Consider the following 15,010-nt stretch of genomic DNA (forward strand, 5'->3'; position numbering starts at 1 on the left):
GCACTTCGGCAATCCCCTGACCAGCTCAATCCGCCTTCATTATCATGCACCCACGCATGTTTTGTTCGCGCAAATCCAGACCCCGCGAAGGCCTCAGTGCGTACGTAGAAATTATTCACAACCTTGAAGGCGGATGTTTTCATGTTTAAGCCTTATCGGCGCCCCACTGTCGCCGTCATTGGCGCTGGTCCGGCCGGATGCGCCGCTGCTGCTGAATGCGCGTTCTCTGGTTTCGAAACTTCTTTGTTCGACGCCAACACGCAGCCCGGCGGAACAATCGTCAACGGTGCTTCCTCCGGCGGCGCTGCCTCTGGTTCCCACCAGGGCTCAGCCGAGCTGACGAAGCGCTACCACTTCAACGTTCCTTACCTGAAGCTTACCGACACGGACGGCTCAGTCGCCTCGTTCGTCACGCACCTCGAGGCGGCCCTCAACGCCGCTGGTGCGAAGCTAGAATTGGGCGCCACCGTTACTACCGCAACGTTCGACGAGGAGCGCGGCCAGTGGGCTGTGGCCTCGGAAACCAGCAATGGTTCGGAGCGCCCCGTCGAGTACTTCGACATCGTTGTGCGCGCCACCGGCTCGTCCGCCTCGAACGGTGTCCGCCCGCCCGCGTTCAAGGCCGCAACCGGCCCGGGCATCAAGGAGGACGAGACGGATCACCTGCACCTCGGCATTCACCCCATCGGGTTGCCGAATGCGCTGTTCGTCGACGGCCCGTACCCGGCCAATGGCCTCGATAGCCGCCTAATGCGTAAGAAGCCGCTGGCCATCGCCGAGGCGCGTGGTGAGTACTGCCGCCGTTACGCCCGCTTCCTCGAGGTCAACGGCCCCGGCGAACTGCGTGTTCAGCCTGACCACTGGTTGGCCCAGCAGGCTACTGTGAAGCAAGAGATCGCCAACCTGACCTCGTTCGAGCCTTTCCCTTACAAGGTGTACCTGCTGGCCGATTCGGAGAAGGCTTCTTCGAAGGCTTCTTCGAAGGCCTCTTCAAAGGCCCCTTCAAAAACCAAGGCCACCGCCAAGTAACATCCCCCGCTGATTTCTCCCGCAGTGTTGTTCAGTGCGGGGTACTAAGGAGTTTCTCATGAGCCACATCACCGCTACCCCGCCGTCTGAGACGGCGGCCGCTTCCTCCAACCCGTCCGCTGATCTGCCGCCGCTGGGCCCGGATTCCATCCTGTGGCAGCGCTACGGCGACTGGCGCTCCACCTTCGCCGCTCTGTACGTCGGCGTGCTGCAGATTACCCAGAAGGACGTCAGCCGCGCTCTCGTCCAGCACTCCAACGTGTTCGACAACGAGGTTGCCCGCCTGGTGCGCTCCGCGTTCCCGATCATTCGCACCGTCTACGAAGGTGATGAGGTCGGCGCGATGATCCGCGACTTCCACCGCAACATCAAGGGCACCCACCCGGACGAGAGCCGCTACCACTCCCTGAACCCGGATGTGTACTACTGGGCTCACGCTACCTTCGCCGCGATGCCGTTCGTGCTGGCTGGTAACTTCATGCCGCCGATGAACGAGCAGGAGAAAGAGCAGCTCTTCCAGGAGACCCGCACTTGGTACACCTACTACGGTGTGGCGGAGCCGAAGAATGCTCCGAAGACCTACAATGAGTTCCAGAGCTACTTCGATTCCATGATCGACACTCTGGGGCGCACGGAGACGATCGACCGCTCCCGCATCATCCGCGGCCTGACCCTGGACCCGCCGATGCCCAACTTCCCGAAGTGGGCTTGGCGCCCCATCGCCCCCGTTGCCTCGCGTCTGCTCATGTGGGCTGCCACCGGACTGCTGCCGGACCAGGTTCGCAAGGCTCTCGATTGGAAGTGGACCAAGTCCGACGCCGTCAGGTTCACCCTGTTCTCCCGCACTCTTCGGGGGATCTTCAGTATCCTCCCCCGGAAGGTCCGAATGGTGCCGATCGCGGAGCGGGCGTTTAAGAAGGCCGAAGCCGCACAGTAGGAACGTCGAGGATGTGTCCCTTCAAGCTAATGAGATCTAGTGTCGCATTGCGAAGGGACACATTTTGCATGATGGGGTCTGGCACCCCGACCTCCGGAAGCTGCAACTGACGCAGCACCGATCCCAGATCACCGCTGAGGTCAATCGCCACGGGGATGGTGGAGATATCCGCCAGGGCGGGGATAGTCTTTAGGCCCACGGCTTGCACTTCCACCGGGCCATCAATGACCTGTGAAATCGCGCCAGGGCCGGTGGTCAACAGACCGTTGGCCGGCGAGCCGGGGGCTTCCACGCTGAGGTTATCGGCGACCAGCTTGTCGCCAGTGAGCCGCAGCGCGTTCACGGTACCGGACTCCGTCTCTACGGGCACGAGGGCCACGCGCACGTTACCGAGGAACGTGACCTTATCAGCCTTCACGATGCCTGGGGTTCCCTTCAGCGCGTACTGGGTAGGCTGCTGCTGGGCCTCGACAATGTCGCCGGCGCCGTAGAGGTACACGCTGGCTGCCAAGCCTGCGAGTAGCAGGGCTGCTCCGGCCTTGGGGGTGTGATACGGAGCCTTGGGGCCCGGGCTCTTGGGCTGCTCTACGGCGTCGCCGTCTGCTGTGCTGGCGGTATCCTAGGCAGCACCCTCAGCATTCACGGAGTCCGCAGTATCGCCAGCACCGGTAGATGCAGCGCCCCTAGAGGCGGGAAAAGTAGCGTACGGGTTCTTATCTGCATCCCCGGCACCCTCAGCGCTTTCAGTGCTTTCAGCAGTTTCCCCCTCGTCAGTACCAGAGCCGGCATCGGCGGCATCGGAGTCTGGGGTGGCGTCGGCGGTGGGTTCCCACGCAAGGGTGAACGCACCGCCGACGATGCCGAGAATCGAGCCCAGCAGAAAGCCACCGAAGTTCGACGTGGGCAATGCGACAACCGCGATAATGATGCCAAACACACCCAGGTAGGTGGCCGTTGCGGGACGGAACCATGCGCCCAGGCCAAACATGATCAGCAAGGCGCCAATGACGAACGTGGAGACGCCGGAGATCGTGGAGATCATCACCAGCAGATCCGAAATCCGGACCGAAAGGTACGCGGGAGTGATGATGACGATGCCCGCGAGGATCATCAGCAGGCCGGGAATAAAGGGGCGGCCGCGCCTCCAGCGGACGAAGCGGGTGGTCTTTTTCTCGTTCTCGGCCGGCTCAGCAGTCGAGTTAGCAGGCATTATCGGAACCCCGCTTCACGCTCACCGTCACACCCTCGACGGTCAGCGTGGAGGCGCCAATGGCAGTGGCGAGGATGTCATCTGCGCGAACTTCCACAGACTGGGAGGACAGACCCCCAGGCTCCGGGAGGCGCAGCGTTGTTGACCTGGTGGGTATCGATGCCGACCTGCGGGTCAGTGAGCTTCAGGGCACCGGCAATGTCGGTGACGCCCACGATGAGGTTCTGGGCATCAACGGTGTTATCGCCGTTGGCCTTGAGCGCTAGGGTGGCCTCGCCCACGCCCGGAAGGTCCGGCAGCGTGGTGGACAGGCACAGGTTGGAAGCGTTGGCCTGCTCGAACTTCAGGCGAGCAACGGGCATCGTGTCCTCACCCTTCTTGTCCGAATCCATGAACAGAGAGAATCCAGAGCCGGTGAGGTGGCTCATCTTGATATTGAACAAGGTTCCGGAAAGGGCCAGGTTGGCGGTCAGACCGCCCTGGGCCACGGCTACACCAGCACCGGAAAAGGCCAGCAGGCCAACAACCAGTCCAGCCGTTGCCTTAGTCTTATTGATTTTTCCCATTGGTCCTCCTGATACGCCCCACTTTTCGAGGCCGAAACAAACGTGCTCACACAGTAACGTTCTCGCGCATGTCAGCTGCACTATTCTGTCTCGCCCGATGGCTCGTAGTCGAATTTTTGGCCTGGCCTCACAACTAGCCACTACTGGTCTATCCCATGTGCACCCAGAGTAGGGCTACTTAATTTTGTTCATCTCAGCTTTCTTGGTAACTCTGTAACGTAATTCACATTGCTAACTTGACCCATTTGTGGGCTCACCTATGTGCCGATGGCGTACCTCCCGCCCGCCCCCACTAGAATTGATTAACCGTATGACCCATTCACTAACCACCAGCACAGCTAGCAGCTTCCATCCCGCTAGCTATAGCAGCCGTACGGCTAAGTAGAGGGGGTTATGGTGACTCAATCTCATCGTTTCCACATCGATACCGGTGTGCGGCGCAACATCGCAGAATCCGTATTGCGGCACCTCAATGTGCTCACCGACCACGCGGTTCACGATCTTCTCAGCGAACTCGGTGCTGAAGTTCCACCACCGCTGCACCGGCTCTTACATGCCAGCGTGCGTTCGAACATCCGCATCTTCGGCGAACTGCTGCAGACCGGCGAATCCATGGACCGCGCCAAGCCCAGCCGCGCCATTGCGCAGTTCACCCGCGTGCTCGCCCAGAACCGCGTGCCGCTGCACCGCTTGATCTTCATGTATCACTGCGCGCACAACTCGCTGGAGCGCCAGCTGCTTCCCCTCATCGAGACGGTCTGCCGCACGCACACCGGCTCCCCGCAGGCCTCGGAGTTCTTCATGGTGCTCACCACGATGCGCAACATCACCAGCCGCTACATCACCACGATGGAGCAGGCCGTGGGCCGGATTTACGAGGACGAGGCGCAGCGCACAAGCCTGCCGGGCGATCCCCAGCTGCTGGCGCACGTCCAGGCCATCGTCAAGGGAGACATCGCGGAACTGCCCACCGACGATTCCGCCGTGGACTACGACCTCACCGGCACGCACCAGGCATTCATCATCTGGTCCCAGGGCGCCGATCAGCTCCCCGCGGACGCCGTGCGCAAGTTCGCCTCCCAGGTTGCCCAGAGCTACGGCTCCCCCAGCGAGCCGCTGACGGTCTTCCCAGAGCACACGGAAGCGTGGTGCTGGATCGCTTTGGACCCGGAGCGGCTTCCCAGCGGCCCGCCACCCATCGAGTTCCCGGCGCGAGCACGCCTGGCGATCGGCACCTACGATCACGGCGTGGAGGGCTTCCGCCTGTCGCATCGCCGCGCGATGGCCCTTCACCGCCTGTCCGCGACGTGCCCCGCTACGGCTCCTTCTGTTCTCGACGCCACCACGACGGGCGCTACCACCGCAGCGGCTTTCGTGGATCGCGTCGACGAGGCCTCGGACATCGTCATCTCCACGCTGCACAGCCTCGCGGCGGATGATCGCTACGCAGAGATCATCCGGGAGACCACGCGCAGCGTGCTGCTGAACGGAACGTCCGGCGCGTCGGACAACATGTCCGCGCACCGCAACACCATTAAGTACCGTCTCAACAAGTTCAAGGAAGCCGTGGGGCGGGACGATATCTCCTCCCCGGACTTCGCCTTGGCACTGGAGTTGGCGCACTGGCATGGCTCGCGGGTTCTCACGACCGACGATGATCGCGGCAACGACTAGCGCCACTAGTGCGTTGTGCAGGAGCCACCACGGCACGCAGAGAATTGTATAAAAAGATCAAAATATAACGATTTATTTCGTCCTGGCGGGCGCGGTTGCTACAACGGTGGTGAACCCTACTGTTCGGAGGACGATAATGACTGCACCGCAGGACAACAAGGCCGGAGACCCCAAGTCCGACCACAAAGCCGATCACGAGCGCCGCGAATTGAAGAGCGCTCCCCTTAACACCGATTCGCTGCTGTGGAAGTACGGCTCCGATAACCGCATCCAGCTGATGCGTGGCTACACCGGCATCCTGCAGAACATGCTGCCGGCCATCGGCCAGTCTCTGCTGGACCACTCCAAGTTCTTCGACGAGCCCTTCTCTCGCCTGGAGCGCTCCACCCCGCAGATCATCCAGTCCATGTACATCGGCGACGATGACCCGCTGGGCACCCAGATCCGCGACTACCACACCAACATCCAGGGCAAGCTGCGGGACGGCTCCCGCTACCACGCGCTCAACCCGGATACCTACTGGTGGGCACACGCCACGTTCGTGTACCGCGTGATCCGCACCCAGGACCTGTTCGGTAAGCCATTCACCCCTGAAGAGCGCGAGCAGCTCGTTCAGGAAGGCGTGACCTGGTGGCGTCGATACGGAGTATCCGACCGCCCGGTCATCGACAACTACCAGGGCCTCGTTGACTACATCGAGGAAATGACCCGCACTGAGCTGGAGCGCAATGAGACCGTGGACTTCGCGCTGCGTCGCGTGCGCAACGAAAAGGTCAAGGCTCCGGACGGCATGAACCCGAAGGTGTGGAACGTTATTTGGAAGCCGGTCATGCGCTCCATGGTGTGGCTGACGATCGGCACGCTGGAGTAATCCCAGCGTGACATCCTGGAAGTTCCGTGGACCGAGAAGGATCAGAAGCGCTTCGACCGCTTCTGCGCTGTGGTCCGCAAGGTTCACCCGATGCTGCCGGAAGACAAGCGCTACATGGAGCCTGGCCGCTCCATGATGATCCGCCACGGCATGATCAAGGGCGAGCCGAAGGAAATGAAGGTCATCCGCCCCTACCAGGGCTAAGACGCCCCCACCCGGAGCAGAGCGGCGAGTTACTCGCCCTTCTCGAGCTCCGGGTTTTTCTTTGCGGCATCGAGCTCCGCGCGGATTTCCTCCAGGCGGGAGCTGGCGCGCATATCGCGGCCGGCCTCCTCGATCTCCTGCATGCGGCCCTGCACCGAGCCCTCGATGAGCTCCTGGCTGCCCAGCGCCTGCGCGTAGCGGCGCTCGATCTTCTCCCGCACGCCATCGAGCGTGGGCACGCTGTCATCGGCGGCGATGCCATTCATCCGCTGCACGGACTCGGCGGTGGCTTCCTGCATCTTCGCCTGCTGCGCCTGCGTGCGCAGCTGGTCAATCTGCGCCATCTGTTCCTCTAGGCGCGCAGCGGACTGTTTCTGCTGCTGCTCCGCCTGCTGAGCGGCCTGCACCGCACCGGCGTGGAGCTGCTTGGTATCTTCCAGCTCCTGCTCCACGGTGACCAGCTGCGAGGCAAACACCTCGGCGGTCTGATTCATCTCTTTGGCCTTCGCCTCGTCTCCCGAGGCCGCTGCGGCATCCGCCTGCGTAATCGCCGTGCGGGCATTGTTCGCCAGGCGCTGGGCATCCTCCTGCAGACGGCTCAGCTTCATCTCCAGCTGGTTCCGGTTGCCGATCACCGCAGCGGCCTGCTCGGTGATCTCCCGGTGCTGCTTCCGGGCGGCCTCGGTGGCCTGCTGAATCTGCACCATCGGATCGGCATTCTCCTCGATCTTCGTATCGAGGGACTGCATCAGGTACTTCCAACCTTTAGAAAATGGATTCGCCATGGCAACCATCCTACGTGGCACACCGCCCGGCCGCTGCTTCACTTCGGGAGCGCGCTCGCTATCAAAATAGGCGTAGCCTTTCCCCATGGACATTGCATGTTACGCCGCTCCCGGCGCCGGCGAGGCGCTGACGAAATCCACCCTCACTAGGCGCGATCTCCGCGCCAACGACTGCCTCATCAAGATCCGCTGGGCGGGCATCTGCCACTCGGACATCCACACCGTCAACGGCGATTGGCCGCACGATAACTTCCCCCTCACCCCTGGCCACGAAATCATCGGTGAAATTACCGAGGTCGGCTCCGACGTGGCGAAATTCTCCGTCGGCGACATCGTGGGCATCGGCTGCCTCGTGGACAGCTGCCAAGAGTGCGAAGCCTGCCAGGACGGCGACGAAAACTACTGCGAAAACGGCGCCACCGGCACCTACAACGCCCCCGACCGCATCGACGGCACCATCACCCAGGGCGGCTACTCCACCCACATCGTGTGCCGCGAAGAGTTCCTCATCCGTATCCCGGAGGCTTTTTCTGACCTCGAATCACACGAGGCCGCGGCGGCCACTCCCCTGCTGTGCGCAGGCATCACCACCTATTCCCCGCTGAAGCACTGGGGTGTGGGCCCGGGTATGAATGTCGCGATCGTCGGCATGGGCGGCCTCGGCCACGTGGCCGTGAAGATCGCCTCGGCCATGGGTGCGGATGTGACCGTGCTGAGCCACTCCAAGGCCAAGGAAGAAGATGGCCGGAAGTTCGGCGCCAGCGACTACATCGCCACCGGTGAGGAAGGCTGGCACGAGAACCTCAAGGGCAAGTTCAATCTCATTATCAACACCGTGTCCGCCCCGATGGACCCAGCACCGTTCCTCTCCACCCTGCACCGCAACGGCACCATGGTGATGCTGGGCTTGCCCCCGAAGCCCATGGAAATCGGCGCGAACCAACTAATCGGTGGTCGGCGCAGCCTCGCGGGCTCCGCCATCGGCGGCATCCCCGAAACCCAGGAAATGATCGACTTCTGCGCCGAGCACGGCATCACCGCCGAGGCCGAGGTCATCCCCGCCGAGCAGATCAACGAGGCCTATGAGCGCGTCATCGATTCGGATGTGCGCTACCGCTTCGTCATCGACGCAAACACGATCTAGCACTCCAGCTACCGCATGGCGGCGCCGATCGTGGTGGCGTCGACCATGCCGACCATGCCGGGCATGCCGGACATGGTGGAGCTACTTGGCCTCACCGGCGTCATCCGCTGCGGCGTTCTGTGCCGCCACCTGCTTGCGAACCTCGTCCATATCCAGTGCCTGAGCCTGGTTGATCAGATCGTTAAGAGCCTGCGGGGGCAGCAGACCTGCCTCGCGGGCCAGCAGGATGCCGTCACGGAACATCATGATGGTGGGGATGGACTGAATCTGCAGCGCAGCGGAAAGATCCTGGTTAGCTTCGGTATCGACCTTGCCGAAGGTGGCATCGGGGTGCTCCTCGGAGATCTGCTCGAAAATAGGCGCGAAGCGCTTGCACGGCCCGCACCAGTCAGCCCAGAAATCCAGCACAACAATGCCGTCCTGTTGCACGGTCTCCTGGAAGTTTTCACCGGTGATTTGAACAGTTGCCATGGTTAATTCCTTTGCATTCGTGGGGTCGTTCTTGCGTTCTGTCCCTACCAACGTTACGCAAAGTCCGTTTTATTCCGCAGCCACGCCCTGTCGATTATGGTTCTAGACATGTCTACGAACTCCCCCGAATCGCAGTCTGCTTCCTCCGCCTTCGACGCCACCAGCAAGCCCTCGCCCACGTATCAGATGTACCAAAAGGTCGCTGGAAAGCCGCTGGGCAAGGCGCTGTTTTCCCTGGGTGTTGCCCTTAAGGCCCCTTACTTCGCCACGGTCCAGCCGCGTGTGAAGGAGCTTCGCCCCGGTTACGCGAAGGTGCGCAGCCACAAGTGGTGGCTGCTCAACAACCACATCGGCACGTTCCACGCGATCGCAGCGTGTAACGTTGCGGAGTTCGCCATGGGTACACTGGCCGAGGTCTCCATTCCTGCCTCGCATCGCTGGTTGCCCCAGGGCATGCGGGTGGAATACAAGGCCAAGACCGCTGGCAGTCTCACTGCCGTGGCCACCGCCGACCTGCCGGACTTTTCCACGATCACCACGGAAACGGGCGGGCAGACCGTGACGGTAACCATTCACTTCAGCGACGACGAGGTCAAGGAGTCCGTGTACGCAGAGATCGATATCTGGGTCACGGCGAAGAAGCCCGCGTCTGCCTGATCGCGTTTGCGCAAGGATTTTATGAACACCTCTGATCACTCTTCGTCCCCACTCGACCAGCTTCCCGATCTCGAGGAGATTGGTGAACTGACCCACGAATCGGGTGCGCCTGCGGACGATCCGTCTGTGGCTTCTCCGGATTCCGCCCCGCCGGCCCGGCGCGTGGTGTTTGTTCCCGGCATGTCTCGCCCAGCCTCGGACGCGGACGAGTTCTTCCCGCTGTTGCCGGATGGTTTGACCACCGTGTCCGTGGGTCGGCCGTTGAAGGATGCGCCGTTTGACCTCGGCGCGGCCGTGGACGAAATCATTGCAGCCGCTGGCGATGATCCGGTGGTGCTGGTCGCCCATTCGTTTGGGGCGTACTTGGCCGAGCTGGCGGCGCACAAGATGGAAGTGACACACCCCGGCCAGGTCGTATCCCTGGTGCTGCTGGATCCCTCCATCACGGACGTGCCGGATCCCCTGATGAACCCGAATCGGTTGTGGCAGCTGTGGCGGCCGGCCATTCGCGCCACGATGTGGGCTGCACGCCGCCTTCCGGAAGGCAGCCAGCTGCAGTTACGTCTGGCGCAGATGGGTCTGTTTTTGCGAGAGAACGCCGCATTCCGCTCCACGGCGAAGTTCGTGCGCGCGGTTCGCGCTGCGGGTGGCCCGGCAGTGGATGCCGTTCCCAGTGTGGTGGTCAGCGCCTTGAATCCCGGAAACATGGCTTCCCGTAAGCTCCGCCGCAATTCGTGGGTGGATCAGCACTCCACCCTGGCGGCCCAGCTGCACGCCAATCACGTCAGCATCTCCCCCAGCACGCACCTGGTGTTTAATGATCACCCGGAGAAGGTCGCTGAGATTGTCGAAACCTACTGCTAAGTCTGAGTTCCCGGGCTCGCCCTCGCGCCGTGGCCGAACGCCGCGGCGCCGCCCGGGTGGGTCGCATCGGGCGGTCCTCATCGCAGGCGTGGCAACGTTCCTCACCGGACTGGTGTATCCCACGATCGTCGCGGAAGCCTTCACTGGCTGGACGCTGCCGATTTCCAACTCGTATCTGTCGGAGTATTCGGCCCGTTCCATGCCGTTCAGCATGTGGTTTCGTATTCTCGACGCCACCGCGGGCTCCCTGGCCGTCGTGGCCGCCGTCGCGTTTCTAGCGGTAGCCCGCAACGCTCAGTGGAGCAGGCTGCATCGCCTGTACGGGTGGCTCTTGCTCGCCTTCGGCGCGGGCACGATCTGTGACGCCATCCTGCCGCTGGATTGTGCTGTTGTGCAGGACTGGTGCGCGGAGATGGAGTTTCAGGGGCGGTTGAGCATTGAGCACGATATCCATGTGGTGACCAGTTCCATCGCTACCGGCTCGGCGATGGCGTGCGCCCTTGCGGTGGTGGTGTTGTGGTGGTGGCGACCACGAGGCCCGAGGCCCTCGGTGGTGGCGATGGTGATAGCTTCCGCATCCGTTGCCGCCAATGTGTGGTTCCTCGTGGCGTATGTCGTTCTTGACCAGGTAGCGGGCGTGGCGCAGCGGGCGAATGTCACGTTGTTCGCCCTGCTGTTGATGGTGGTGGGATTCTCCGTGGTTCGGAACCGGCGGGCTATCTACTCCGGCCCGAGTGAGACGTTAAGATTAACAGTGCATTAAACGCATTTAACATTGAAATAACTGGTCATAGAACTTTTTCGTTATGTCATAATAGGTGCCATGGCTGATCAACAATCCACACCTGACCGCCAGGTCGAGATTGAGCAGGAAAGCCCCTGGCTCAACGCCGAACAACAACGCATGTGGCGCCTGTGGATTCATCTGCATGCCAAGGCCGTCACGGCCCAGGCTCGCCAATTGTGGGACGATTCCCGGCTGTCGTTTTCCGACTACGAGGTGCTCGTCCACTTGTCCGAAGCCGAGGGGCGCCGCCTGCGCATCTCCGCGCTGGCTGATCAACTGCAGTGGGACCGCTCCCGCATGTCCCATCAGATCCGGCGCATGGAAGAGCGTGGCCTGTTGTGGCGCGAAAGCTGCGACACGGATGGCCGCGGCTTCTTCGCCGTGCTTGATCCGCGCGGTCTCAATGCCATTCAGGATGCCGCCCCGGGGCACGCGCGCTTGGTGAAGAAGCAGTTCTTCGAGCACCTCACGCCCGAGCAGGAGCGGCAATTCGGCGAGATTCTCGGACTACTGCAGCGGGTGATCGATCCCGACGCAGATCCCGAGAAGGCAGACCGCTAGTTAGCCTTCCTGCTTCACGGCAGAGATGTCGAAGTTCAGCGTGATTTTTTCGCTGACCAGCACTCCCCCACCATCGAGCGCGGTCTGCCACTCCAGCCCGAAATCGCGCCGGTTGATGACCGTGGATCCTTCGAATCCCACTCGGGTGTTGCCCCAGGGGTCCTGAACGTCGCCAGTGAAATCGAAATCGATGCTGACCTGCCGGGTCTGGCCCTTGATGGTGAGGTCGCCGACGACGGTGAGGCCGTCGTCCCCTCGAGCACTGATATCCGTGGAGGTGAAGCGCATCGTGGGGTAGTTGCTCACATCGAAGAATTCGCCCGTGCGCAAGTGTTCATCGCGCTGGGAATTGCGGGTGTCGATAGATGCTACGTCGATGGTCACCTCGATGGAGGCGTTGGCGAGTCTCTCTTCAGTGCGCGCGGTTCCGGTGAACTCATTGAACGCGCCGCGAACTTTGGTCACCATGGCGTGGCGGGCGGTAAAGCCGATTTCAGAGTGGGCCGGGTCAATACTGTACGTGCCGCTGTAGTCGGTGACGGGCCGGGGAGTATGAGCAGTGTGTGACATGGGGTTTCTGTCCTTACATCGTTGATTATTGTCTCGAACACGGCCCACACTATACCCAGTTAGTTGTTGTGTCAACTACATTGCCGTTATGGGATGATGGTGGCATGAACGAACAGCGCCCTGCTCCCGATCCCCAGGTTGAGCTCCAGCATGAAGGTCCGTGGCTATCTGCCGAGCAGCAACGCCTCTGGCGACTGTGGATCAACCTTCATGCAGCGGCAACGACTACCCAGGCTCGGCAGCTATGGGAAGAATCGAAACTCTCCCTGGCGGATTACGAGGTTCTTGTTCACCTCTCTGAAGCGCCTGACCATCGGATCCGCATCTCCGCGTTGGCAGATCAGTTGCGGTGGGACCGTTCCCGCATGTCACACCATATTCGCCGTATGGAAAATCGCGGCCTGCTACGGCGGGAAAGCTGCGATACTGATGGCCGCGGCTTCTTCGCCGTACTGGAACCCCAGGGCCTCACGGCCATCCAGAACGCAGCCCCGGGACACGCAAGGCTAGTCAAGAAGCAGTTCTTCGATGGTCTCACACCAGAGCTTTGCGAACAGTTCAGCAATGTCCTCGAGGCACTGGCACACTCGATTAGCTCGGCGAGCTCAGAGCAGCCCTAGGGCATCGGCGTGAGATCCGTGTGCTTCCAGTCGGTGAACTTCGAGTACTGCAGCTCGTGAGCCACCGTCACTGTGCCAATGGGACCGCCGCGGTGCTTAGCCAGGATGATGTCGGCCTCGCCCATGCGCTCATGATCGGGGTTCTGTGCATCCGGGCGATTCAGCAACATAACCATATCTGCGTCCTGCTCCAGCGAGCCGGATTCGCGCAGGTCAGAGACCCTCGGCAGCGCATCTTCGCCACGCGATTCCACACCACGGTTGAGCTGCGAGATAGCAACCACGGGCACGTTCACTTCCTTAGCCAGCAGCTTTAGCTGGCGGGAAAACTCCGAGACTTCCTGCTGGCGCGATTCGACCTTCTTGCCCGAGGTCATCAGCTGCAGGTAGTCCACCACAATGAGCTCCAGCCCCACTTGCTGCTTCAGGCGCCGCGCCTTCGAGCGAATCTCCATCATCGTGAGGTTCGGCGAGTCATCGATGTAGATCGGGGCCTGGTCGATCTGCTCCACCCTAGTGTGCAGCCGATCCCAGTCCTCGTCCTCCATCCGCCCGCCGCGCATGGCAGACAACCGCACTTCCGCCTCGGCAGCGAAAATACGCATCATCACTTCCGACTTACTCATTTCCAAGCTGAACAGCACCGAGGGCTTGCCCTGCTGGACAGACGCCGAACGCATGAAATCCAGCGCCAGCGTGGACTTACCCACGCCCGGACGTGCCGCCACAATGATCATCTGCCCGCCGTGCAACCCGTTCGTGAGATCATCGAGCTCACTGAATCCCGTGGCCACGCCCATGGCCTTGCCGCCCACCTCGGACAGCTCATCGATCTCGTCCATCACCGGCTGCAGCAAGTTGCCGAACACCTCATAATCCTCAGCAGCTGCGGTGTTCGTCAGGGCGAACATCTCCTGCTGAGCATTATCGACAACATTTTCTACTTCCGCCCCCTCAATTCCGGAGTAGCCGAGCTGCACAATCTTCGTGCCCGCCTGCACGAGCCGGCGCAGCGTAGCCTTTTCCTTCACCAGGTCGGCGTAGTAACCCACGTTCGCCGACGTAGGCGTCTTGTTAATCAGGCTGTGCAAATACGGCGCGCCGCCGACCATATCCAGCACACCATCGCGATCCAGGCGGCCCGCAACAATGACGGGGTCCACTTCCTTACCCTCGCCGTAGAGCTGCAGGATCGTATCAAAGATCGTCTTGTGAGTGGGGCGGTAGAAGTCATCGCCGCGCAGCGTCTCCACCACGTCCGCGATCGCGTCCTTATTCATGAGCATGCCACCGAGCACGCCCTGCTCCGCCTCCACGTTCTGTGGCATCACGCGGCCGAACTCTTGCCCCTCATCGGAGCCCGCGCCCCCGTAGCCGTTTCCACGGCCACGGCGACCGCCGTTGTTATCCTTGCGCCACCCAGCGCCCGATCCACCCCCCAGATTGTCGGCAGGATCGGCAGGGGGTTCATCGGGCAACGGTGCGTAGTCGTCGAAGGAAAGGTCACTATCGCGTGGGCTCATGGTTTCTCATTTTAGTGGCCTGTGAGACATCCACTTTCATCGTCACACACCTCCCCCGACCCAGTTATCCACAAGGCCCTGTGGATAACCATGTGGATGGAATGTGCGTAACTTCCATCTCCCCAGTTCGCCTTGTGGATAACCTGTGGACAACCAACCCTCTCACCAGCAGGTTTACAGAAACCTGCAGGTCAGAGCGTTGTTACTGATGTGACTGCGGAAATGTGGATAGTGGATAACTCATTGCCCCCGAATGTGCAAACGGCTCCCCCGAAGCAAAAAATCGGCATACTTCCACACCATCTATCCCCCTCCGTGTGCTAGTTATCCCCAAGTTATTCACATCCGTATCGGCGTCTTGGGAGTTTGACAATGGAACCATCAGTGCACTCATCTCGTCACCGCACGTCAACCCACCTTTAAGCCTAAATTCATCAACGTCTCAGGCGCCGACCCCCTCACCTCCACCCATGTACCCACCCACCTGTGCCGCGTTATGCTCGTTTCCCAAACAAAACCGCAGCACGTTAGTAGCGT

At 61.4% G+C, this 15,010-nt stretch carries 17 protein-coding genes; 10 read left to right on the top strand and 7 right to left on the bottom strand.

Translation table 11 applies throughout. The features are described 5' to 3' along the window. Window positions 1-141: 141 nt before the first annotated feature. A complete protein-coding gene (locus tag LA343_RS01670) occupies window positions 142-1,029 on the top strand; it encodes an FAD-dependent oxidoreductase (RefSeq protein ID WP_025403822.1) in 888 nt (295 codons plus the stop codon). A 58-nt stretch (window positions 1,030-1,087) separates the two neighbouring features. Further along, window positions 1,088-1,966: an oxygenase MpaB family protein gene (locus LA343_RS01675; RefSeq protein WP_025403823.1), complete on the top strand. Its 879-nt coding sequence runs from the start codon at window positions 1,088-1,090 to the stop codon at window positions 1,964-1,966. On the opposite strand, the gene LA343_RS01680 is transcribed toward LA343_RS01675, so the two are convergent. The 3 genes from LA343_RS01680 to LA343_RS01690 form a co-directional block, all read right to left on the bottom strand. Further along, complete coding sequence (locus tag LA343_RS01680; protein WP_025403824.1) at window positions 1,941-2,477, bottom strand: hypothetical protein; 537 nt, start codon at window positions 2,475-2,477, stop codon at window positions 1,941-1,943. The genes LA343_RS01675 and LA343_RS01680 overlap by 26 nt on opposite strands. Window positions 2,478-2,585: 108 nt before the next feature. Then, the gene (locus LA343_RS01685; protein ID WP_025403825.1) at window positions 2,586-3,176 is read right to left on the bottom strand and encodes a DUF6114 domain-containing protein; all 591 of its coding nucleotides are present in this window, start codon (window positions 3,174-3,176) and stop codon (window positions 2,586-2,588) included. Between the two features lie 77 nt (window positions 3,177-3,253). After that, window positions 3,254-3,742, bottom strand: a complete 489-nt coding sequence (locus LA343_RS01690; protein ID WP_224209193.1) for a DUF6230 family protein — start codon at window positions 3,740-3,742, stop codon at window positions 3,254-3,256. A gap of 393 nt (window positions 3,743-4,135) precedes the next feature. Here LA343_RS01690 and LA343_RS01695 point away from each other — a divergent pair, with 393 nt between their 5' ends. Both LA343_RS01695 and LA343_RS01700 read left to right on the top strand, forming a co-directional pair. Beyond that, complete coding sequence (locus LA343_RS01695; RefSeq protein WP_025403826.1) at window positions 4,136-5,416, top strand: helix-turn-helix domain-containing protein; 1,281 nt, start codon at window positions 4,136-4,138, stop codon at window positions 5,414-5,416. 136 nt (window positions 5,417-5,552) lie between these two features. Then, window positions 5,553-6,287, top strand: coding sequence for an oxygenase MpaB family protein (locus tag LA343_RS01700; protein WP_224209194.1), 735 nt, complete (start codon window positions 5,553-5,555; stop codon window positions 6,285-6,287). A 233-nt stretch (window positions 6,288-6,520) separates the two neighbouring features. Here the strand turns inward: LA343_RS01700 and LA343_RS01705 are convergent, their stop codons facing one another. After that, window positions 6,521-7,276 carry a PspA/IM30 family protein gene (locus LA343_RS01705; RefSeq protein ID WP_025403827.1) on the bottom strand — a complete coding sequence of 252 codons (756 nt, stop codon included), beginning with the start codon at window positions 7,274-7,276 and terminating at the stop codon, window positions 6,521-6,523. Between the two features lie 85 nt (window positions 7,277-7,361). Between LA343_RS01705 and LA343_RS01710 the strand changes: the two genes are divergently transcribed. Continuing rightward, a complete protein-coding gene (locus LA343_RS01710) occupies window positions 7,362-8,420 on the top strand; it encodes an NAD(P)-dependent alcohol dehydrogenase (RefSeq protein WP_025403828.1) in 1,059 nt (352 codons plus the stop codon). Between the two features lie 81 nt (window positions 8,421-8,501). Here the strand turns inward: LA343_RS01710 and trxA are convergent, their stop codons facing one another. Continuing rightward, entirely contained in the window at window positions 8,502-8,891 is a 390-nt protein-coding gene (trxA, locus tag LA343_RS01715; RefSeq protein ID WP_025403829.1) for a thioredoxin, read from the bottom strand. Window positions 8,892-8,999: 108 nt separating this feature from the next. Between trxA and LA343_RS01720 the strand changes: the two genes are divergently transcribed. From LA343_RS01720 to LA343_RS01735, 4 genes are read left to right on the top strand one after another with little or no spacing between them, the layout of a single operon-like run. Continuing rightward, window positions 9,000-9,548, top strand: coding sequence for a hotdog fold domain-containing protein (locus LA343_RS01720; protein WP_025403830.1), 549 nt, complete (start codon window positions 9,000-9,002; stop codon window positions 9,546-9,548). A 21-nt stretch (window positions 9,549-9,569) separates the two neighbouring features. After that, on the top strand, window positions 9,570-10,412 hold the full coding sequence (locus LA343_RS01725; RefSeq protein ID WP_025403831.1) for an alpha/beta hydrolase: 843 nt from the start codon (window positions 9,570-9,572) through the stop codon (window positions 10,410-10,412). Beyond that, window positions 10,393-11,175: a DUF998 domain-containing protein gene (locus tag LA343_RS01730; protein WP_224209195.1), complete on the top strand. Its 783-nt coding sequence runs from the start codon at window positions 10,393-10,395 to the stop codon at window positions 11,173-11,175. Before LA343_RS01725 ends, LA343_RS01730 begins: the two co-directional genes overlap by 20 nt. Before the next feature lie 60 nt (window positions 11,176-11,235). Then, window positions 11,236-11,760 (top strand): MarR family winged helix-turn-helix transcriptional regulator, encoded by a 525-nt coding sequence (locus LA343_RS01735; RefSeq protein ID WP_025403833.1) that lies wholly within the window; start codon window positions 11,236-11,238, stop codon window positions 11,758-11,760. Here LA343_RS01735 and LA343_RS01740 read toward each other — a convergent pair whose 3' ends face one another. Continuing rightward, window positions 11,761-12,330 (bottom strand): YceI family protein, encoded by a 570-nt coding sequence (locus tag LA343_RS01740; protein ID WP_025403834.1) that lies wholly within the window; start codon window positions 12,328-12,330, stop codon window positions 11,761-11,763. Between the two features lie 104 nt (window positions 12,331-12,434). Here LA343_RS01740 and LA343_RS01745 point away from each other — a divergent pair, with 104 nt between their 5' ends. Beyond that, complete coding sequence (locus LA343_RS01745; protein WP_025403835.1) at window positions 12,435-12,950, top strand: MarR family winged helix-turn-helix transcriptional regulator; 516 nt, start codon at window positions 12,435-12,437, stop codon at window positions 12,948-12,950. Here the strand turns inward: LA343_RS01745 and dnaB are convergent. Beyond that, complete coding sequence (gene dnaB / locus LA343_RS01750) at window positions 12,947-14,473, bottom strand: replicative DNA helicase (protein ID WP_025403836.1); 1,527 nt, start codon at window positions 14,471-14,473, stop codon at window positions 12,947-12,949. The genes LA343_RS01745 and dnaB overlap by 4 nt on opposite strands. Window positions 14,474-15,010 lie beyond the last annotated feature (537 nt).

This window comes from Corynebacterium falsenii, from assembly GCF_020099275.1.
GTDB classification, from domain to species: domain Bacteria; phylum Actinomycetota; class Actinomycetes; order Mycobacteriales; family Mycobacteriaceae; genus Corynebacterium; species Corynebacterium falsenii.

Excerpts from the sequence above, each read along its gene's own strand:
- LA343_RS01710 (WP_025403828.1), top strand. The coding sequence starts at position 7,362 with ATGGACATTGCATGTTACGCCGCTCCCGGCGCCGGCGAGGCGCTGACG.
- LA343_RS01705 (WP_025403827.1), bottom strand. The coding sequence starts at position 7,276 with ATGGCGAATCCATTTTCTAAAGGTTGGAAGTACCTGATGCAGTCCCTC.
- LA343_RS01675 (WP_025403823.1), top strand. The coding sequence starts at position 1,088 with ATGAGCCACATCACCGCTACCCCGCCGTCTGAGACGGCGGCCGCTTCC.
- dnaB (WP_025403836.1), bottom strand. The coding sequence starts at position 14,473 with ATGAGCCCACGCGATAGTGACCTTTCCTTCGACGACTACGCACCGTTG.
- LA343_RS01700 (WP_224209194.1), top strand. The coding sequence starts at position 5,553 with ATGACTGCACCGCAGGACAACAAGGCCGGAGACCCCAAGTCCGACCAC.
- trxA (WP_025403829.1), bottom strand. The coding sequence starts at position 8,891 with ATGGCAACTGTTCAAATCACCGGTGAAAACTTCCAGGAGACCGTGCAA.
- LA343_RS01720 (WP_025403830.1), top strand. The coding sequence starts at position 9,000 with ATGTCTACGAACTCCCCCGAATCGCAGTCTGCTTCCTCCGCCTTCGAC.
- LA343_RS01695 (WP_025403826.1), top strand. The coding sequence starts at position 4,136 with ATGGTGACTCAATCTCATCGTTTCCACATCGATACCGGTGTGCGGCGC.
- LA343_RS01740 (WP_025403834.1), bottom strand. The coding sequence starts at position 12,330 with ATGTCACACACTGCTCATACTCCCCGGCCCGTCACCGACTACAGCGGC.
- LA343_RS01685 (WP_025403825.1), bottom strand. The coding sequence starts at position 3,176 with ATGCCTGCTAACTCGACTGCTGAGCCGGCCGAGAACGAGAAAAAGACC.
- LA343_RS01725 (WP_025403831.1), top strand. The coding sequence starts at position 9,570 with ATGAACACCTCTGATCACTCTTCGTCCCCACTCGACCAGCTTCCCGAT.
- LA343_RS01690 (WP_224209193.1), bottom strand. The coding sequence starts at position 3,742 with ATGGGAAAAATCAATAAGACTAAGGCAACGGCTGGACTGGTTGTTGGC.
- LA343_RS01745 (WP_025403835.1), top strand. The coding sequence starts at position 12,435 with ATGAACGAACAGCGCCCTGCTCCCGATCCCCAGGTTGAGCTCCAGCAT.
- LA343_RS01670 (WP_025403822.1), top strand. The coding sequence starts at position 142 with ATGTTTAAGCCTTATCGGCGCCCCACTGTCGCCGTCATTGGCGCTGGT.
- LA343_RS01735 (WP_025403833.1), top strand. The coding sequence starts at position 11,236 with ATGGCTGATCAACAATCCACACCTGACCGCCAGGTCGAGATTGAGCAG.